General features: G+C 69.0%; 17 protein-coding genes and 1 other RNA gene. 8 read left to right on the top strand and 10 right to left on the bottom strand.

Annotated features, from left to right (window positions below; all coding sequences use genetic code 11):
• Positions 1 to 12: 12 nt before the first annotated feature.
• Both ACHZD8_RS00515 and rnpB read right to left on the bottom strand, forming a co-directional pair.
• Entirely contained in the window at positions 13 to 1,395 is a 1,383-nt protein-coding gene (locus ACHZD8_RS00515) for a DUF222 domain-containing protein (protein ID WP_394768126.1), read from the bottom strand.
• Positions 1,396 to 1,628: 233 nt separating this feature from the next.
• An RNA gene (gene rnpB / locus ACHZD8_RS00510) (RNase P RNA component class A) lies at positions 1,629 to 2,024 on the bottom strand.
• Positions 2,025 to 2,074: 50 nt separating this feature from the next.
• On the opposite strand from rnpB, the gene ACHZD8_RS00505 reads away from it, so the two are divergent.
• The 5 genes from ACHZD8_RS00505 to ACHZD8_RS00485 all read left to right on the top strand — a co-directional run bounded on the left by ACHZD8_RS00505 (position 2,075) and on the right by ACHZD8_RS00485 (position 6,905).
• Positions 2,075 to 2,761 (top strand): response regulator transcription factor, encoded by a 687-nt coding sequence (locus tag ACHZD8_RS00505; RefSeq protein WP_394768125.1) that lies wholly within the window; start codon positions 2,075 to 2,077, stop codon positions 2,759 to 2,761.
• Positions 2,758 to 4,116, top strand: coding sequence for an ATP-binding protein (locus ACHZD8_RS00500; protein ID WP_394768123.1), 1,359 nt, complete (start codon positions 2,758 to 2,760; stop codon positions 4,114 to 4,116). Before ACHZD8_RS00505 ends, ACHZD8_RS00500 begins: the two co-directional genes overlap by 4 nt.
• A 104-nt stretch (positions 4,117 to 4,220) precedes the next feature.
• Positions 4,221 to 5,648, top strand: a complete 1,428-nt coding sequence (locus ACHZD8_RS00495) for a ferric reductase-like transmembrane domain-containing protein (RefSeq protein ID WP_394768121.1) — start codon at positions 4,221 to 4,223, stop codon at positions 5,646 to 5,648.
• The gene (locus ACHZD8_RS00490) at positions 5,645 to 6,127 is read left to right on the top strand and encodes an FMN-binding protein (RefSeq protein ID WP_394768119.1); all 483 of its coding nucleotides are present in this window, start codon (positions 5,645 to 5,647) and stop codon (positions 6,125 to 6,127) included. The genes ACHZD8_RS00495 and ACHZD8_RS00490 overlap by 4 nt, the downstream gene beginning before the upstream one ends.
• Positions 6,128 to 6,134: 7 nt before the next feature.
• The gene (locus ACHZD8_RS00485) at positions 6,135 to 6,905 is read left to right on the top strand and encodes an FAD:protein FMN transferase (RefSeq protein ID WP_394768117.1); all 771 of its coding nucleotides are present in this window, start codon (positions 6,135 to 6,137) and stop codon (positions 6,903 to 6,905) included.
• On the opposite strand, the gene ACHZD8_RS00480 is transcribed toward ACHZD8_RS00485, so the two are convergent.
• The 6 genes from ACHZD8_RS00480 to ACHZD8_RS00455 form a co-directional block, all read right to left on the bottom strand.
• Positions 6,902 to 7,642: a zinc ribbon domain-containing protein gene (locus ACHZD8_RS00480; protein ID WP_394768115.1), complete on the bottom strand. Its 741-nt coding sequence runs from the start codon at positions 7,640 to 7,642 to the stop codon at positions 6,902 to 6,904. The genes ACHZD8_RS00485 and ACHZD8_RS00480 overlap by 4 nt on opposite strands.
• An 18-nt stretch (positions 7,643 to 7,660) precedes the next feature.
• Complete coding sequence (locus ACHZD8_RS00475; RefSeq protein ID WP_394768114.1) at positions 7,661 to 8,479, bottom strand: Nif3-like dinuclear metal center hexameric protein; 819 nt, start codon at positions 8,477 to 8,479, stop codon at positions 7,661 to 7,663.
• 51 nt (positions 8,480 to 8,530) lie between these two features.
• Entirely contained in the window at positions 8,531 to 11,143 is a 2,613-nt protein-coding gene (locus ACHZD8_RS00470; RefSeq protein WP_394768113.1) for a purine-cytosine permease family protein, read from the bottom strand.
• Between the two features lie 18 nt (positions 11,144 to 11,161).
• Positions 11,162 to 12,058, bottom strand: coding sequence for a DMT family transporter (locus ACHZD8_RS00465; RefSeq protein WP_394768112.1), 897 nt, complete (start codon positions 12,056 to 12,058; stop codon positions 11,162 to 11,164).
• A 169-nt stretch (positions 12,059 to 12,227) separates the two neighbouring features.
• Positions 12,228 to 12,392, bottom strand: coding sequence for a hypothetical protein (locus ACHZD8_RS00460; RefSeq protein WP_394768111.1), 165 nt, complete (start codon positions 12,390 to 12,392; stop codon positions 12,228 to 12,230).
• A gap of 131 nt (positions 12,393 to 12,523) precedes the next feature.
• Positions 12,524 to 13,366, bottom strand: a complete 843-nt coding sequence (locus tag ACHZD8_RS00455; protein ID WP_394768110.1) for a Ku protein — start codon at positions 13,364 to 13,366, stop codon at positions 12,524 to 12,526.
• Positions 13,367 to 13,472: 106 nt separating this feature from the next.
• Between ACHZD8_RS00455 and ACHZD8_RS00450 the strand changes: the two genes are divergently transcribed.
• From ACHZD8_RS00450 to ACHZD8_RS00440, 3 genes are all read left to right on the top strand, one after another.
• Positions 13,473 to 15,953, top strand: a complete 2,481-nt coding sequence (locus ACHZD8_RS00450) for an ATP-dependent DNA ligase (protein WP_394768109.1) — start codon at positions 13,473 to 13,475, stop codon at positions 15,951 to 15,953.
• Positions 15,954 to 16,045: 92 nt separating this feature from the next.
• A complete protein-coding gene (locus tag ACHZD8_RS00445) occupies positions 16,046 to 16,369 on the top strand; it encodes an ATP-dependent DNA ligase (RefSeq protein WP_394768108.1) in 324 nt (107 codons plus the stop codon).
• A gap of 34 nt (positions 16,370 to 16,403) precedes the next feature.
• Positions 16,404 to 16,586, top strand: a complete 183-nt coding sequence (locus ACHZD8_RS00440; RefSeq protein ID WP_394768107.1) for a hypothetical protein — start codon at positions 16,404 to 16,406, stop codon at positions 16,584 to 16,586.
• A 10-nt stretch (positions 16,587 to 16,596) separates the two neighbouring features.
• On the opposite strand, the gene ACHZD8_RS00435 is transcribed toward ACHZD8_RS00440, so the two are convergent.
• Together ACHZD8_RS00435 and ACHZD8_RS00430 are read right to left on the bottom strand one after the other, a co-directional pair.
• A complete protein-coding gene (locus tag ACHZD8_RS00435) occupies positions 16,597 to 17,556 on the bottom strand; it encodes a sigma-70 family RNA polymerase sigma factor (protein WP_394768106.1) in 960 nt (319 codons plus the stop codon).
• 122 nt (positions 17,557 to 17,678) lie between these two features.
• The gene (locus ACHZD8_RS00430) at positions 17,679 to 17,921 is read right to left on the bottom strand and encodes a hypothetical protein (protein ID WP_394768105.1); all 243 of its coding nucleotides are present in this window, start codon (positions 17,919 to 17,921) and stop codon (positions 17,679 to 17,681) included.
• Between the last annotated feature and the right edge of the window lie 211 nt (positions 17,922 to 18,132).

Below are 18,132 nucleotides of genomic sequence, written 5' to 3'. Positions count from 1 at the left end.
GACATTGTCGACTCATTGCCGCATGGTGGGTGTCTCCTGTCGTGTCGGGAGGGTGGGGAGGGGTGGTTTTCCGCCGCGTCGTGGTCGCCGGTGGGGGTCGATGGTGGCGGGTGGGGTGAACCAGGGGACGTTGTCGGTGACGTGGATGTCCCAGCCGTCGCGGTGGATGGTGTGGTGGTGGGCGGTGCAGAGCAGGATGCCGTTGGCGAGGTTTGTTTCTGGGTGCTTTGACCACCAGCGGATGTGGTGGGCTTCGGTGTGGCTGGGCGGTTTCAGGCAGCCGGTGATGGCGCAGCCGCCGTCGCGTTCGGCGAGGGCGAGTCGTTGGGGGCGGCTGAACAGGCGTCGGGTGGCGCCGAGGTCGAGGACCTCGCTGGCGCCGCCGAGGACTTCGGGGATGATTCCGGCGTCGGCGGCCAGGCGTCGGGCGGTGCCGGCGGAGATCGGTTGCTCGGCGCCGTCGAGCTGCGCCGCACCGAGCCCGGTCAGCAGGGACTCCAGCGTCATCCCCACCACGATCGTGGTCGCCGGCACCGGGACGGTGGTGTTGGTGCAGCCGATCGCGTGCCGGGCGATGTCGACCACGGCGTCGGCGGCCATCTGGGCCAGGGTGCGGGTGTCCGGCACCGGGTCCTCAGCGGACGGAGAGGCACCGGCGGAGGCGGAGGTGTCGGTGGTGAAGCGGGGGGCGTGCAGCGCGGCGCCGACCTGGACGTCGATCGCGGCGTCGAGGTAGGCGCTGGACAGCGGGTCGAGGTCCAGCCGGTACCGTTTCAACCCGTTCGCGAGAATGCTGCGTCGCAGCGACCGGCCGGCGACCAGTTGCGCCTCGCGCGGTTCGATCCCGTCGACATCGAGGGCATCCCGCCACCGGGCAGCGAGCCGCCGCACCAGATCCGCGGGATACTCGCCCGCGAACGCCACCAACGCGGCCTCGGCCGCCGCGATATTCTCCGCCTCGGCCCGCGGTGACGCCTGGCTGAGGGCCATCACGATGAGGCTCGCGGAATCCACCGGGATTCCCGCCGCCCGCACCGCGTCCGCCACGAGCGGGAACACCGGCGGCATACGCTCCCCGCCGAGGGCGACCCGGTCGGCGGTTGCCTCCGCAACCTGGCAGAGCCGATGGCTTTCGGCCAGGGTGATCCGCCCGATCTCGGCCAGCAGGGCGGCGGCACTGGTGGCACCGAACCGGGACGCCAGCCCCTCCGGCCCGAGACTCGACCTCGACCGCCGCATCACCTCCCCAGCCAGTCCCACCAGCCCGGCATCCGCCGCGCGCCGCAGCTCGAACCCGCGCTCCAGGGCGGCAAGCAGCGACGGGTCGTCGAGCAACGAAGCATCGTGACTGCCGTCGTCGGTGCCGTCCGACCGGGCCGCTGTACCGTTTTCCATGCCCCAAGCCTGCCAGCCACCACCGACATTCGGACCGACAATAAAGCCTCTGACCAGCACTTCCTGTGGAAGGCTCCGGCAAAGGGCAGGCTGTGGAGGAGGGGACATCCCACCGCGCGGCGCGTACCCCGCCGCACGAGCGGGGACCGAGGTGAGCACTGGCCAGGATGGACCGAAAGCCGCCGATGGACCCAACGCCAGAAGAAGGCGCGCGCCGCCGCAGCCGAGATTGGTGAATGGGCCGGCTAGTACGCCGGGTTCTGTCCCGGTGCGCCCCCTTGCGGGAACGACACCATCGACGGCCATCTATCTACGATGTACGTTGCCGCACACCTCTAGCGGTCTACCCGGAAGCTAGGCGAGCAGCCCGTAACGCTTCCTGTCTGACCTTGCTCCTGGCGAGGTTTACCTAGCCGACCCGATCACGCGGGCCGCTGGTGGTCTCTTACACCACCGTTTCACCCTTACCCCGAACCGAAGTCCGTGGCGGTCTGCTTTCTGTTGCACTTTCTCGCGGGTTACCCCGGGTGGGTGTTACCCACCGCCCTGCTCTGCGGAGCCCGGACGTTCCTCGGCGCTTCCCGCACCCTCTCGGGCCCGGAATGCGACGCGACCGTCTTGCCGACCCATTCGATAGGACAGCCTACGGCACCTCCAGACTCGCGCCGGTAGGGTGTGGATGGTGACGAGAATCCTGGTCGTGGAAGACGACGCGGCCATGGGCGCGCTCGTGGAGCGTGGACTGCGCGACGAAGGCTACGACGTGACGCTCGTGGGCAACGGCATCGACGCCCTCATCGCCGCGGCGAACGAGGAGTTCGGCGCGGCGGCCATCGACGTGATGCTGCCCGAGATGACCGGATTCGAGATCTGCCGTCACCTGCGCAACCACGGCAATACCCTGCCGATCCTGCTGCTCACCGCTCGCGATGCCGTGGAGGACCGCGTGTTCGGGCTCGATTCCGGGGCCGACGACTACCTCACCAAGCCGTTCGCCTTCGTCGAGTTCAGCGCCAGGATCCGCGCGCTGGTGCGCCGCGAGGCCTCCGCCTCGAAGCCCGTCGTGCGGGTCGGCAGGGTGTCGCTCGACGCCGAGACCGTGCGCGCGACGATCGGCGGCGCCGCCTTTCCGCTCAGCACCAAGGAGTTCACCCTGCTGAGACTCCTCGCCACCCGCAAGGACGCGACGCTGTCCCGCACCGAGATCCTCAGCGAGGTGTGGGGCACGACCAAGCACATCGATCCGACGATCGTCGACCAGTACGTTCGCTACCTGCGCCGCAAGCTCGAGCCGGTGGACGCCGGCTTCAGCATCACCACCGTGCGCGGGGTCGGCTACACCCTGCACGTCGACGACGAGGGGTGAGCGTGCTCTCTCGGCTGTCGATCCGGGCACGGATCACCCTCGGCAGCATCCTGGTCGCGGCCGTGATCTTCTCCATCGCCCTCGTCGCCGTGCGTGTGCAGGTCGCGACGATTCTCACCACCGCCGACTCCACTCTCGCTCGCGGTGATCTCAACTCGTTCGCCGACGAGATCGTCGCGAACCCGGCGAATACCCTCGATGATCCGGGAACCGGGGTGCTGCTGTTCGTTCGCGCGCCGGACGGCACGGTGCAGGTAGACACGATGCCCCACATCGTCCGCGAGCACCTCGAGCATCGCGAGGGTGCCGATGAGCAGCTGACCCAGGATGTGGAGGGAACGGACTTCGTGGTCGTGGGCCGCGCCCTCCACACCAGCGCGGGCACCTGGTCGCTCTGGGCCGCGCGCAGCACCGCCTCGAGCGCGCTCGCCCTGCAGGGACTCGACTCCACCCTCATCATCGGCGCGCTGGTGCTTCTCGCGGGATTCGGTGTCGCATCGTGGGTGCTCGCCTCCGCCGCGCTCCGACCGGTCGAACGGATGCGCCGGAAGGCCGAGCTCCTGGGCGCCGACCCGAGCGAGGGCGGCCTGCCGGTGGGTCCGGCCCGCGACGAGATCGCTGAGCTGGCCTCGACGCTCAACGCGCTTCTCGACCGCATCCGCCAGTCCACAGAACGCGAAAAGCAGATGGTCTCGGATGCCGCCCACGAGCTGCGCACCCCGCTGTCCGTTCTCAAGACCCAGCTCGAACTCGCCCACGACGACTTCGGCGACGCCGAGGCCCTGGCCCGCCAACTCGTCGCCGCCGAGGTCTCGGTGGAGCGACTCTCCGCCCTGGCGACCAACATGCTGGAGCTGTCGAAGCTCGAGGCCGCCGGCACCCCCACGACGCCGAGCAGCACCGAAGAACTGGTCACCGAACTGATGGGGAGCGTCGACCGCGCCCGCATGCTCGCGATCGCCAAGGACGTCGAGGTGGCGTTCGCGGTGAACGTGACCGGGGAGGATGCCGCGTTCGCCCTCGGCCAGCACAGCTTCGGCCGCGTCGTCGACAACCTGCTCTCCAACGCGATCGCGGCGGTGCATGAGGAGGGCGTGGTCACGGCGTCGCTCACCACGGAGGCGGGCGCCCTCGTGCTGGAGATTCGGGACGACGGGCCCGGAATGCGGGAGAGTTTCCTCCCGCACGCCTTCGACCGCTTCTCCCGACCCGATGACTCCCGCACCTCCAGCACCGGGGGAAGCGGGCTGGGGCTCGCGCTTGTCGGAGCCATCGTCGACTCGTCCGGCGGCAGCGTTTCCCTGCACAACGGCGGCCCGGGGCTCGTCGTGACGGTGCGGTTACCCCAGATGTGAGAACTCTCACGGCACCCATGCCCGCTTCACGGTGCCTGCATAGCTTCTGAGCCAATGCTGAACTTGTCGCCGAAATCCGGCGGCCGCGATTCAGTCAGGATGCCATGCCCTCCCAGACGCAGACCCGGCAGTCGGCCCAGCCGATGCCTCGCCGCGCCGGAGCACCGCGCCCGGACCGCCGCCGCCAATACCGCCGCCGTGCGCGCGCAGCCGACCTCCTCGTCGCCGCCCTCTGGTCGTCCGGCGCGGTCGCGATCGCCCTCTTCCTCGCCACCGGCGGCATGTCCAGGTTCGCCACCATCGCCGGCGCGGTCACCTCCCTGGGCATCGTCGCCGGCCTCGTCGGCACCGACTTCGTCCTGGTGATGCTCGTGCTGGCGGCCCGGGTGCCGATCATCGACAGCACCATCGGGCACGACCGGGCCATGGCCGTGCACCGATCGCTCGGCAAGCCCGCGCTGTACCTGCTGCTCGCCCACGCCGCCCTGCTCCTGATCGGCTACGGGATGACCGAGGGGATCAACCCCGTCGCCGAGGTGTTCAGCCTGCTCGCCATCCCGGACATGCCGCTCGCCTTCGTGGGCCTCGGCCTGCTGATCGTGGTGGTCGTGACCTCCTTCGTGGCGGTGCGCAAGCGGTTCAGCTACGAGGGCTGGCACCTCGTGCATCTGCTCAGCTATGCCGCGGTGATCGCGGCGGTCCCGCACCAGTTGAGCGTGGGCGGAATCCTCGCCCAGGGCAGCCTGGAGCGTGCCTACTGGATCTCGCTCTACGTTCTCGCCCTCGGCGCGATCATCACCTATCGGTTCGTCGAGCCCGTGGTGTCGAGCCTCCGGCATCGCATCCGGGTGCAGAAGGTGGAGACCGTCGCTCCCGGCGTCGTCTCCATCCACATGACCGGTCACGACCTGCGGGAGCTCGGTTCTTCGGGCGGGCAATTCTTCATCTGGCGATTCTGGACGGGCCGGACCTGGTGGCACTCGCACCCGATCTCCCTCTCGGCGATGCCGACCGACAGGGCCGCTCGCATCACGGTGCGGGATCTCGGCGAGGGGTCCGGCAGCATCAGCCAGATCCCGCCAGGGACCCGCGTGTCTCTCGAGGGTCCGTACGGCCTGTTCACCGATCGGGCCCGCTCCGCACCTCGCCTGGCGATCGTCGTCGCCGGCATCGGCATCACGCCGGTGCGGGCACTGCTCGAACAGTCCCCCCTGGCACCGGGAGAGGCCACCATCCTGCTTCGGGCATCCGACGAGCAGGAGACCTACCTCTGGAACGAGATCATCTCCCTCGCCAAGAAGAAGGGCGCCACCGTCTACACGATGATCGGACGCCGCGCGCGCACCGGACGCACCTGGATGCCCGCGGCTGACGCGCAACGCGGCGTGAGCCTGCGCAGCGTGTTCCCCGATCTCGCGAAATCCGACCTCTACATCTGCGGCCCCACGGCCTGGCTCGACCTCGTCGAGGCCGAGGCCCGAGCGAGCGGACTGCCGCAACACCAACTTCACACGGAAAGGTTCGACTGGTGAGAACACGAGCTACATTGACCGGAATCTTCGCCTCGGTAAGCGTCCTGGTGATCGGCTGGCAGTTTGGAGCCGCGGCCATCAACACGGCGACCTCCGCCGGGCATGGCACGAGCACGACGGGCACCTCGACCGGCGCGGCCCCGGCCGCCACACCGACTGCCGGAGCCTCGACGGGAACCACGACCGCGGCCGCCGGACCGAAGGACGGCTCATACACCGGCACGAGCGAGAACACGCCATTCGGCAACGTTCAGGTCAAGGTCGTCGTCGCGGGCGGCAAGATCACCGACGTGGTGGCCCTCCAGCTCACCGACTCCGGTGGTCGTTCCGTCCAGATCAGCAACTACGCCGCCCCCATCCTGAGGTCGGAAGTGATCAAGGGGCAGTCCGCCAAGGTGTCCAACGTGAGCGGAGCGACCTACACTACCGATGGCTACCTGAGCTCGGTTCAGTCGGCCCTCGACCAGGCCGGATTCTGAGGTTTCGATGCGTCACGTCTTCTTCACCATGGGCACGGCGGTCTCCGTCGACCTGCCGGGCGTCGACTCGGCTGGTGCTGCCCTGGAGAGGGTCGAGGGAATCTTCGCGGAGGCGGACCATCGATTCAGCCTCTATCGCGCAGACTCCGAACTGAGCAGGATCGCGTCCGAATCGCTGGCCCTCATGGCGTCGAGCGCCGAACTGAGGAGAACCTACGCCGAGGCGCTGCTCTGGCGCAATGAGACCGGAGGGGCCTTCACCCCGCACCGCCCGGACGGCATCATCGATCTGAACGGCATCGTCAAGGCGCAGACGATCGAGCGGGCGGGATCCGAACTGGACGACGCCGGGTTGACTGACTGGAGCATCAACGCCGGCGGCGACATCCTCTGCCGCGGGTCGCAATCGCCCGGCGTGCCGTGGACACTCGGCATTGCCGACCCGGCCGATCGGCTCGCCCTGCTGTGCTCGGTGACCCTGGCCGGGGACCGACGGGCGATCGCCACCTCGGGCAGCGCCGAACGCGGCGACCACATCTGGCGCAAGGGGAGCCTCGAACCTACCGAATTCGTACAGGCCACCGTCGTCGCGAGCAGCATAATCACGGCCGACGTGCTCGCCACGGCGATCGTCTCCGGGGGCGGCACGAGCCTCGACGAGTTCACCGCACGCTGGTCCATCGATGCTCTCACGGTGGACCGCGCCGGCAACCTGCGGGCAACCCCCGGCTTCCGCGGCGCGCTCGCCACGCCGCGGGAGAGCCCGCTTCTCGCCTAGAGCCCCGACTCGGCGGTGCGCACCAGGATCGCGCTGCTGTCCGGGCAGAGCAGAACCTCGTCGGGATCGGCGGACCGGATCGCGGCCATGTCGTTCTCGTTGAGCTTCACGCCGCTCGCGCTCGACACTCCGCCCCGCAGCAACGACGCCCCGAACCCATAGCGGGCCCGCTGGCGCTCATAGAGGGCGAGAAGGTCCTCCGGCAGGGTGCCGGCGATGGTCGCTCGGTTGGCGGCCGCGTGGGCGCGCTCGCTCGTGAGAGCCTCCAGCACGGCATCCTTCTCGCCGGCCGCCGCCGCGATCCTCGCCGCGAGTTCGTCGTGTCGTGCGGTGAGTTCCGCCGCCGCCGCCTCGAGGCCCTCCACGCGCTCCATGACGCCGAGCTCGATCTCCTCGAGGTCGAGCTGCCGGCGTCGGAGACCGGCCAATTCGCTCTCGAAGCCCGCGACATCCTTCACCGACGACGAGCCCTGAAGCCGCTCCGTGTCCCGCTTGATCCGCGCCTCGACGACGGCGACATCCGACTCGATGCGGCCGAGTTCCCGGCGCGCGTCCTCGAGGGCGCCGTTCGAGCTCGCGAGTTCACGACGAAGCGCGTCGGCGTCGCTCGACAGCCCGGCGAGGGCGGCGATCTCGGGCAGTGTCTTGGCCCGGTGGTCGAGCTGCTGCAGGCGCGTGTCGATCGCCTGCAGGCCCAGGAGGTGCGCCTGGTCGTTCGGGCTGGCTTTCAGTGGCATGTGGCCCTCGCTTGCTGGTTATTGGACAATCGTAAAATCCCACGGGTCGGTGCGGATGTCGCTCACGCTCACGTCGACTCCCGGCAGTGCGTCACGCAGCTCCGCGGCCGCGGTGTCGAGCCACAGCCACTCGCTCGCCCAGTGCGACACGTCGATGAGGGCCGGCCCGCCGCTTACGCGGGAGTTCTCCCGCGATTCGGATGCCGGATGATGCCGCAGGTCGGAGGTGATGTAGACGTCGGCCGCGCGCACCGCCGGCTCGGAGAGCAGCGAGTCGCCCGCTCCCCCGCAGAGCGCCACCGTGCTCACCGGGCGGTCGTACTCCCCGGAGACCCGGATGCCCGAGGCCGTGGCGGGGAGGATCTCGGCCAGCAGGCGCGCGAGCCGCCCGACCGTCGTCGGCTCCGCCAGATTTCCCACCCGGCCGATTCCGCGGGTGGGCGTCTCGCCGCTCGTGATCGGTCGCGCGTCGACGAGTCCGAGCGCGGCGGCGAGCACGGCCGAGGTTCCGGTCTCGACCACGTCGGCGTTGGTGTGGGCGGCGATCAGGGCGCAGTTCGCTCGGATGAGCCGCGCGAGCACGGCCCCCTTGTAGCGATCCTCGGCGATGGAGGTCACCCCGCGCAGCAGCAGCGGGTGGTGCACGAGCAAAAGGTCGGCGCCGGCGGCGACCGCCTCATCCGCCACATCGAGCACGGCGTCGACGGCGAGATGAATGGTCGAGACCGAGGCGGCCGGATCGCCCGAGAGCACACCGGGGGCGTCCCACGCCTCGGCACCGCTCATGGGCCACAGTCGCTCGACGACCGCGTTGACGTCGACGACGGTGTGAGGCATGAGGCCATTCTACTTTCAGAGCGACCGCGGCCGATTGCCGCGGCGGTGCGATCAGGCTCGCGCGCGCTCCTGGCGCCGCACCCTGGGAACGCCCGCGACGAGCGGGGTGAGCACGCCGAGAGCGAGGGCAACCAGCACACCGATGTCCGTGCCGCCCAGGTCACTCGTCAACGGAACGCCGGTGGCCGCGAACAGGTAGCCCTCCCAGCCGAGCCAGCCGACCGTCGCGCTGGTGAAACCCAGCCCGATGGCTGTCGCGACAACGAGCATCGACAGGTTCACCCAGTTGACCGCGGGGTACACCCCGCCGCGGGCGACAAGCGATCCGGTGTCGAACCGCCGGCGGCGAATCAACATCTCCGCCGCGAAAATGCCCGCCCAGGCCGCGACGGGCACGGCGAGCGTCGTGGCGAGGTCGCGGAAGAGTGGAGTGACGTCGGCGACGGTGTAGCGGAGCAGCATCGCGACGGCGAACAGGAGGGCACCCATGATCACGGTCGCCCACGGCCGAAGCACCCTCAGCCCCGTCGCCTGCAGCGCGAAACCGCCGGAATAGACGCTCAGGATCACGCCGGAGAGCAGGCTCAGCGTCGTGGCGGCGAGGAGCGGTATCGGATACCAGGCCGGCAGGAGGGCCACGATCGTGTCGATCGGTGCCCGGGAGAGTCGGGATGCCGTGGTCGGTTTGGACGCGGCCAGGACCGCACCGTAGGCGATGAGCAGGAACGGCGCGAGGGTCGTGCCGAACGGCGCCAGAAGCATGGACGCGGCCCCGGAGGTTCCCGGTCGCTGGTAGCGCGCGAGGTCGGCGCTGCTGTTCGCCCAGATGAGACCGACGAAGCTGAAGACGAGAACGACGCCCGTTACGACCAGGATCCACGGGCCGTCGCCGATGGTGAGGGCCTTGGTGATGTCCACCGAGGTCCAGGTGAGGGCCACCAGCCCGCCGATGAGCAGGGCCGAGACGATGCTGAGCCCCAGCTGGATACGAGCGAAGAGTCCGTAGCCGAAGTAGGCGACCACCAGCGCGATGAGGAATCCCACGGCCATCGCGAGCAGCGAGACCTGACGCTCGCTGAACGGCCCGGCAAGACCCGCGCCCACCAGGATGCGGCCCGTCGATGCGACGAGTAGCCAGAGCAGCACCGCCCCCCAGAACAGACGCGTGATCACCGCGAGAACGGCCGGCACGATGTTGCCCACGTGCCCGAATGTCGCCCGGGAGGCGATCATGGTGGGCTGACCGCTCCATTTGCCGGCGAGAGTGCCGAGACCGAGCGGCAGAAAGGAGATGGCAACTCCGACGAACGCCGCGACGATCGCCTGGCGCAGGCTCACCCCGAGCGAGATGAGGATGCCGCCGAAGGCGAGGCTGAGCACCGAGGAGTTCGCCGAGAACCACAGCCAGAACAGTCGGGCCGCCCGTCCGACGCGCTGGTCGACGGCGGTGGGCTCGACCCCGAACGGCTCGACGGCGAAGGCCCGTGGCGCGTGCCGCTCCTCGTGGGGGATGACGGTCTCGGCCGGGGATGTCCGCGGGGTCTCGAGGGGCGTGATCGGCGCCGCGGTGGCGTCGGGCAGTGCGGTCGCGACGCCGGCCACCGTCACCGCGAACGGGCCGGTGGCATCCGTGGGAACCCGGTCGGTCTCGTCGACGTCGTCCTCGGGTTCCACGTCGTACCGGGGGCCGGAGACCGGCTGGGAGTCCGTGTTGAGCGGCCCGAGTTGAGGATCGAGCACCGGAACGTCGGCGGACTGTAGGTCGGCGGGATGCGGGTAGTCCGCGGCTGACGGCACGATCGACGACCAGGTGGGCACGGCGGCCACAGCGGCCACAGCGGACGTCTCGGCCGGCGTCGACCCGGCCGACGACGGTTCGACCAGGTCGTACGGTGCGGGGGTGGGCGGCGCGGCGACCGCCTCCTCTTCCGAGCTTCGTGCCGCCTGGAGAAACTCGAGGAAGCCCTCGTCAGGGGTGAGGACACCGGTGAATCCCGGACGCGCCTCCTCGACGGAGCGGATCGCCTCCGGGGTGCCGATGGCCAACATCCGCGACTCCCAGTCGCGATAGGCGCTCGCCTCATCGGCTCGGAGCCTCAACTGGTCCTCGAGCGTCCTCATCGCGTTCGCCGTGCTGCCCTCGGCCACGGCCTGGCCGTCGAACCCGCGCACGAGGTCGGCGTCGGGCAGGGACTCGCGGTGCGGGGGCGGCGGGAGCACGGACGGCGGCGCGGCGGGAGTTTCGGCCGGCGGCGGGATGGGTGGCAGCGCCACGGGAGGACCGGTGGGCGCCGGAAGATCGGCGAGCGGGATCTGCCTGGTCGGCGCCTCGTCCGGCGGCAGCACCGGCGCGGGCGGTTGCGGCGCCGCGAAGGCCGCCGGAGCCGCCGGAGTGGACGGGGCCGCCGGGGCCGACGGCGCCGGGGCGGCGGTCAGCGAGTCGGAGGGTCCAGCCGTCCGCTGAGGCTCCGGCTGAGGGCTCGGCCGGACGATGGAGATGGGACCGGAGTACCCCAGGCGCACCGATTCCTCCGACATCGCCGCGGCCAGGGCGTCGTCGTCGTAGACCTCCGCATCCTGCATGGACGTCGGCTTCTCGGGGGTGTGCGGCGGTTGTGACGGTCCGGCAACACCGCTCGTTTGCGCGTCGTCGTCAAATCCCATGCCCAAGATAATACGGGTTCAGCCGATCTTCCCCGGGAGCCGGGCCGCAACGAGAACGTAGACCGCCCCCAGGATCACGGCCAGACCGACCCACCCGGTCGCGCTGAGCCGCTCCCCCACGACCAGCACGGCCAACACCGTGGCCACCACCGGCTCGATCAGGGTGATGGTGGTCGCCGTGCTGCTGCGGATGGTGCGCAGGCCGATGCCGAAGAGCAGGTACGCGAGGAACATCGGCCCCAGCGCGAGGTAGGCGGTGATCCCGATCGTCGTCGGCGACTGCAGGAGCGGGCCTCCCGTCGCGAGCAGCACGGGAAGCAGCGCCACCGCTCCGACTCCGAACATGGCCCCCACCACCGCTCGGCTGTTCGTGCGGCCGTGCATCGCCCTGGACGAGGCGTAGGTGTAGAACGCGTAGGACAGGCCGGCGAGGAGGCCGAGCAGCACCCCGGCCGTCACGGAACCGTGGCCGGGAAGGCCAGTGGCCACCGGGCGGCCGGCGAACGCGAGCAGGGCGACGCCGAGCACCGCGGCCGCCGCGCAGGCCAGCCAGAGGCCTGTCGGTCGGCGACGCTCGACCAGCCACTCCAGCAGCGCCGCGAAGACCGGACCGGATCCCAACGACACGACGTTGCCGATGGCGACGCCGGCCAGGTTCATCGACGAGTAGAAGGCGAGCGGATAGACGAACACTCCCACGGCTCCCGCAAGCACCCACCCGCGCGAACCCGGCTCCCGCAGCACCGCGATCACCCCGCGCAACGACGTCGCGGCGAGGAGGATGCCGCCGATGGTCATCGTGGCCGCCCCGACCGCGACGGGACCCACCGAGGGAGGCATCCCCGTGGCGGCGGTGCCGGTGGTTCCCCACAACACCGAGGCGAGAACGAGGGCGACGACCCCGGTCTTCCTCACTGCGCTCGACGCCGGCCGGCGAACTCGATACCCACGAGCACCGACTCTATCGGGCGGTCCCAATCGGACGGACCCCGTCGAGCCCGCTTAATTGAAGAGGGCGGCGCGGCCGACAATCGACCGCACCGCCCCATTCCCCCGGGCACCTTCAGCGAGGTGCCCTGTGTCCTCAGATGCGTCGACGCCCCGTGATCATTCGTGCGAGGAAGATGATGACCGCGATGATGGCGAGGACGATGCCCACCCAGATCAGGAAGTTCAGCGACTGGACGAATCCGCCAGTCACGAGCAGGACGACGGCGATGACCGCCACGATGATGAGAAGGAGGTTCACGGCAATGGTGCCTTTCTGTGGTTTCGCACGAACGGTGTGCCGCCCGCGCCTCCGCAGGCCTAGAAAGGTCGATCCGCCCTGAACAGGGGGTTGATTGTGCGTCCACCAGTGGTACGTGACGCAGATACCGCTCAGCCCGCCGACTTCCGGCCCTTCGGCTTCGCCTTGGCCTTCACGCCCGCCGCACCGCGGTTCTTCTCGATGCTCTTGCGCAGCGCATCCATCAGGTCCAGCACCTCGCCGCCTCCGCGCTCCGGCTCCTCCTGCTCACCGAACGTCTCGGCTGTGCTGATCGCGTCGCCGTGCGCGAGCTTCGCCTCGATCAGCGTGCGCAACTCCTCCTGGTATTCGTCACTGAACTTGCCCGGGTCGAAGTCCGACGCGAAGCTGTCGACGAGCGACGACGACATCTCCAGTTCCTTCTCGGTGACCCGGGTCTGTTCGGTGAGTGACGGGAACTCGGCATGGCGCACCTCGTCGTCCCAGAGCAGGGACTGCAGCATCAGCACGTCGCCGTGCACCCGCAGCGCGCCGAGCCTGGTCTTCTGGCGCAGGGCGAAGTGCACGATGGCGGTTCGATCGGTCTGCTCGAGCGTCTGCCGCAGAAGGACGTAGGCCTTGGGCGACTTGGAGTCCGGCTCGAGAAAGTAGCTGCGGTCGAACATGATCGGGTCGAGCTGGTCGCTCGGCACGAATTCGACAACCTCGATCTCCCGGCTGCGCTCCGCCGGAAGTGCGGCGAGGTCCTCACTGGTGAGCACCACCGTCTTCTCGCCGTCGTCGTAGGCCTTGTCGATGTGGTCGAAGCTCACGATCTTGCCGCAGATCTCGCACCGTCTCTGATAGCGGATGCGGCCGCCGTCCTCGTCGTGCACCTGGTGCAGCGAGATGTCGTGATCCTCGGTGGCGCTGTAAACCTTCACGGGCACGTTGACGAGCCCGAAGGTGATCGCGCCGGTCCAGATCGCTCGCATTCCTCAATTCGACCACATGCGGCGTCACCGGGCGAGTGTTGACCTGAAGACATTTGCGAGTACATTCGGTCTCGAACGACCTCTGACCCTGGGCGAACGAGGACCGATGGCACCCGACGATTCCGAGAGAGTGACCGTCGACGGCCATCGCCTGACCCTGACCAACCTCGACAAGGTGCTCTACCCGTCCACCGGAACCACCAAGCGCGATGTGCTGGCCTACTACGCGGAGATCGCGGACGTGCTCGTTCCCCACGCGGCAAACCGGCCCGCCACGCGCAAGCGCTGGGTGCATGGAGTGGGCACTGCCGAGCATCCCGGCCAGTCCTTCTTCCAGAAGAACCTCGAGGACTCCGCGCCGAGCTGGGTCAAGAGGAGGACCATCCAGCACAGCGACCACTCCAACGTCTACCCGCTCGTGAACGACCGCGCGACTCTGGTCTGGCTCGGTCAGCTCGCCGCGCTCGAGATCCACGTTCCGCAGTGGCAGTTCGGCCGCACCGGGACCGTGCGCAACCCCGACAGGCTCGTGCTCGACCTGGACCCCGGCGAGGGCGTGGGTCTCGTCGAGTGCGCAGAGGTGGCCCGGTATATCAAGGCGATCCTCGGCGGGATGGGGCTCGACCCGATGCCGGTGACGAGCGGCAGCAAGGGCATCCACCTCTACGCGGCGATCGACGGCGCCCAGACCTCCGATCAGGTGTCCGCGGTCGCGCACGAGCTGGCGCGATCCCTCGAGGCCGATCATCCGGACCTCGTGGTGAGCGACATGAAGAAGGCTCTCCGGGGCGGCAAGGTGCTCGTCGACTGGAGCCAGAACAGCGCCGCGAAGACCACCATCACGCCTTACTCGCTGCGGGGCCGCGCCCACCCCATGGTCGCGGCTCCCCGCACCTGGCGGGAACTCGCCTCGCCGGACCTCGCGCAGCTCGACTACCGGGAGGCGCTGCGGCGGGTGAAGAAGCGTGGCGACCCGCTCACCGGGGTCGTCTCCGGCCACCTCGAGTCGCTCGAGCCGACGGCGGCGCGGATGCGGGGATTCGAGGCGGCGCCCGACCGGCTCGACACCTACCGCGGCATGAGGAACGCCGGAAAGACTCCGGAGCCGGTGCCCGCCGACGCTCCGGCGCCCTCGGACGGCCGGTCGTTCGTGATCCAGGAGCACCATGCTCGCCGCCTGCACTTCGACTTCCGGCTCGAGCACGATGGCGTGCTGGTGAGCTGGGCGCTGCCGAAGGGCGTGCCCACCGACCCGCAGCACAACCACCTCGCCGTGCAGACCGAGGACCACCCCCTGGAGTACGGCGAGTTCGAGGGCACCATCCCCCGCGGGGAATACGGGGCCGGCGCGGTCACGATCTGGGATGCCGGCCGCTACGACCTCGAGAAGTGGCGGGACGGCGAGGAGGTCATCGTCACCCTGCACGGGCGCGAAGACGGCGGACTCGGCGCCCCCCGACGGGTCGCGCTCATCCACACCGGCCGCGACGAGAAGTCGGCGCAGAACTGGCTCATCCACCTGATGAAGGATGCCGGGGCCGCGTCGGCCGCGCCCCCCTCGACGGTTCCCCCGCCCCACCCCGCACCGGCCGCCCCCACCACCATCGAGCCCACCACCTTCGCCCCCACCACCGTCGCCCCGATGCTCGCGACCCTCGGCAGCGTGCGCGATGTGCGGGACGACGACGACTGGGTCTTCGAGATGAAGTGGGACGGAATCCGCGCCATCGCCACCGTGGAGAACGGCACGGTGCGGCTGACCAGCCGCAACGGCAAGGACCTCACCGCGACCTACCCGGAACTCGGCGAACTCGGCTCTGTGCTCTCGGCGGGCACGGCGACCATCGACGGCGAAATCGTCGCCCTGGACTCTCGCGGTCGCCCGGACTTCGGCCTGCTGCAGACACGGATGAACCTCACGAAGGCGAGCGACGTCGAGCGCTCCGCCCGCTCGGCGCCCGTGCACTACATGGCGTTCGACCTGCTCGCGGTCGACGGCGGGAGCCTGCTGGCGACCCCGTACGACGAACGCCGGGCGCGCCTCGAGGCCGTGCTCGCCCCGGAGCCGTCCAGCAGCATTCAGGTTCCGCCCTCGCTCGGCGCGAGCGTGGACTCGGCCGTGGCGGTGAGCCGCGAACTGGCGCTCGAGGGCGTCGTCGCGAAGCGACGGACCGCACCACACCAACCGGGGGCACGGTCGCGATCGTGGATCAAGATCAAGCACCACAAGACCCAGCAGGTCGTGATCGGCGGGTGGCGGCCCGGCAACGGTCGACGGGCGTCGAGCATCGGATCGTTGCTCGTGGGTGTGCCGGAGGGGGACGCCCTCCGGTACGTCGGTCGCGTGGGCACGGGGTTCACCGACCGTCAACTCGATGACATTGCGCGCACTCTTCGGCCCCTCGCCCGCGATGCTCCCTCTCTCGACGACGTTCCGACGGCGGACGGGTCCGACGCGCACTGGGTCTCCCCCACCCTCGTGGGCGAGGTGGAGTTCGCCGAATGGACGTCGATCGGGAGGCTGCGCCAGCCCTCCTGGCGAGGCTGGAGACCCGACAAGTCTCCGGCCGAGGTGCGGGTGGAATGACCGGGTTCGCCCGTGGCCGCCCGGATAGTAGGGTTCTGTTTCAGAAAAGGAGGAAAACCCTCTTTGGTTTCGATTTATAGAGGAGAACGATCGTGGGAAAGCTTCTGTATGGCCCGACGATCGAGGTGATCTTCGATGATCGGGTGCTCGCTCACCTCCAGTTGGTCATCGGGCTCAAACTTCGTCGCGGTGAGAGCTTCTTCTTCTCGTGGCGTGACGAGCAGGGCGTCGGAGACGGCCGAAGCACCATCTGGCTCGACCCCTCAATTCCGCTCGTCTTCCGCTACAACGGTGGGCGAATGCCCAAGATCAACCGCGAGTGGCTCGAGGCCCTCACGCTGTCGTCGAACAGCGCCCAGGGCCTGCAACTCACCGACGAGGTCGGCGCACTGGGCAGGACCTCGGAGGAGCTCTAACCCATGGACACGACGAGGAGAGGGGTGCGCGGCCATGGTTGACGCAGACAAGACCAACGATCACGCCGACGACCCGGGCGTGAAGAGGTACCACGAGCCCACCTACATCGGCGACGGCCCTGGCGACACCGAATCGGCGGAGCCGCCGAAGAGGGCCGACGACATCCCATTCGACGAGGCCGTGGAGAAGGTAGAACACCCCACCCAGCCGCTCTAGCGGCCGGCGGCTAGCCGAGGTAGGAGTGCAGGTCAGCGCTGCGCAGGCGCTTGAGGCTGCGAGTCTCGAGCTGGCGCACCCGCTCGCGAGTTATGCCGTAGATCTCGCCGACCTCGTCCAGGGTGAGGGCCGGTCGGCCCTCGAGACCGAACCTGAGCCGGAGCACCGTCGCGTCCCGCGCCGGAAGGGAGTCCAGGCGGCGGCGGATGTCGTTGGACCGCAGGTCCCGTTCGACCGCGTCGAAGGGCGTCGGGGTGTCCGTGTCCTCGATCAGGTCGCCGAGCTCAGTGGCCCCGTCGTCGCCGATAGGCAGCCCGAGCGAGACGATGTCGTGTTCGGTGGCCTCGAGCTTCACCACTTCCGCACTGGTGAGTTGGGCCGAATCGGCGAGCTCCTCCACCGTGGGGGTGCGGCCGAGCACAGCGCCGAGGTCGCGGCGCAGCCGGTCGAGCTTCTCGATCTTCTCCACGGTGTGCACCGGAATGCGGATGATGCGGCTCGAGTCGGCGATTCCGCGCAGTATCGACTGCCGGATCCACCAGGTGGCGTAGGTGGAGAACTTGTTGCCGATCGTGTAGTCGAACTTCTCCACGGCACGCACCAGGCCGAGATTGCCCTCCTGGATCACATCCATCATCGGCAGGCCGCGTCCGGCGTAGCGCTTGGCGATGCTCACGACAAGCCGCAGGTTGGCGCACACGAAGGAGTCGAAGGCGCGCTCGCCGTCCCGGCGAAGCCAGTCGAGCTCCCGCTTCAGCCTCGGCGAGAGTCCCGGCTGCCGCTCGAGTCGCTCCCCCGCCAGTACGCCCGCTTCGATCCGTCTGGCAAGGTCCACCTCCTGATCCGCGGTCAGCAGCGAGGCCCGACCGATCCCCTGGAGGTAGTCCCGCACGGGATCACTCGACACCTGTGCAAAGGTGCGGGGCGCGGCAACCGCCGGGTTTGCCGTGTCGTACGCCTGAAGAGTCATCTGTCCCCCAAATTGGTCACATTAACCGTATTGGATGACAAACAATCACCGCGAGGGATTGACACCGGCAGCCACTTATGCCAGCCGGGCTGTAATTCGTCCCGGTTGTTATGCGTCGCCGGTCAGACCCAACGGGCCCGCGCGGACGGACGAGGGACGTCGGACGAACCGACGAAGTAGTTGACCGCAGCCTCCCAGCTGTTGAAGCTCACGTCACGGCGTGGCGCGTCCATGGCCATCACCTCGAACACCGAACCCCGTCTCTGAATGAGACCGAGGATCTTCTCCGGGGACTGCTCCTGCACTCGGCCGTCGCCGACCCGCCACTCGTTTTCGGAAATGCGGCGGACCTCTATGTCCGCCACCGGACAACTCCTTCGAGTCGCTTTCACACCAAACCCCCTGCTCGGAGCATCGCTGCGCGTGCTCCCCGTTGCCGGGACTGAACCGTCTCGTCTGTCGTGCGAAATCAAGGCTAGGTCAGTTCTCTGCACAAACAAGGGATTGACATTTCCGGGTCGCAATGGGTATTCCGGGAGTGACGGATTCGGTCCCCGGCTCTGGGCCGTGGGCCAC

Origin of the sequence: Lacisediminihabitans sp., assembly GCF_043726815.1 — a bacterium.
Classification (GTDB): Bacteria; Actinomycetota; Actinomycetes; order Actinomycetales; family Microbacteriaceae; genus Lacisediminihabitans.
The sequence above is the reverse complement of the archived record's forward strand: the minus strand, read 5'-3'. Positions and strand labels throughout refer to the sequence as shown.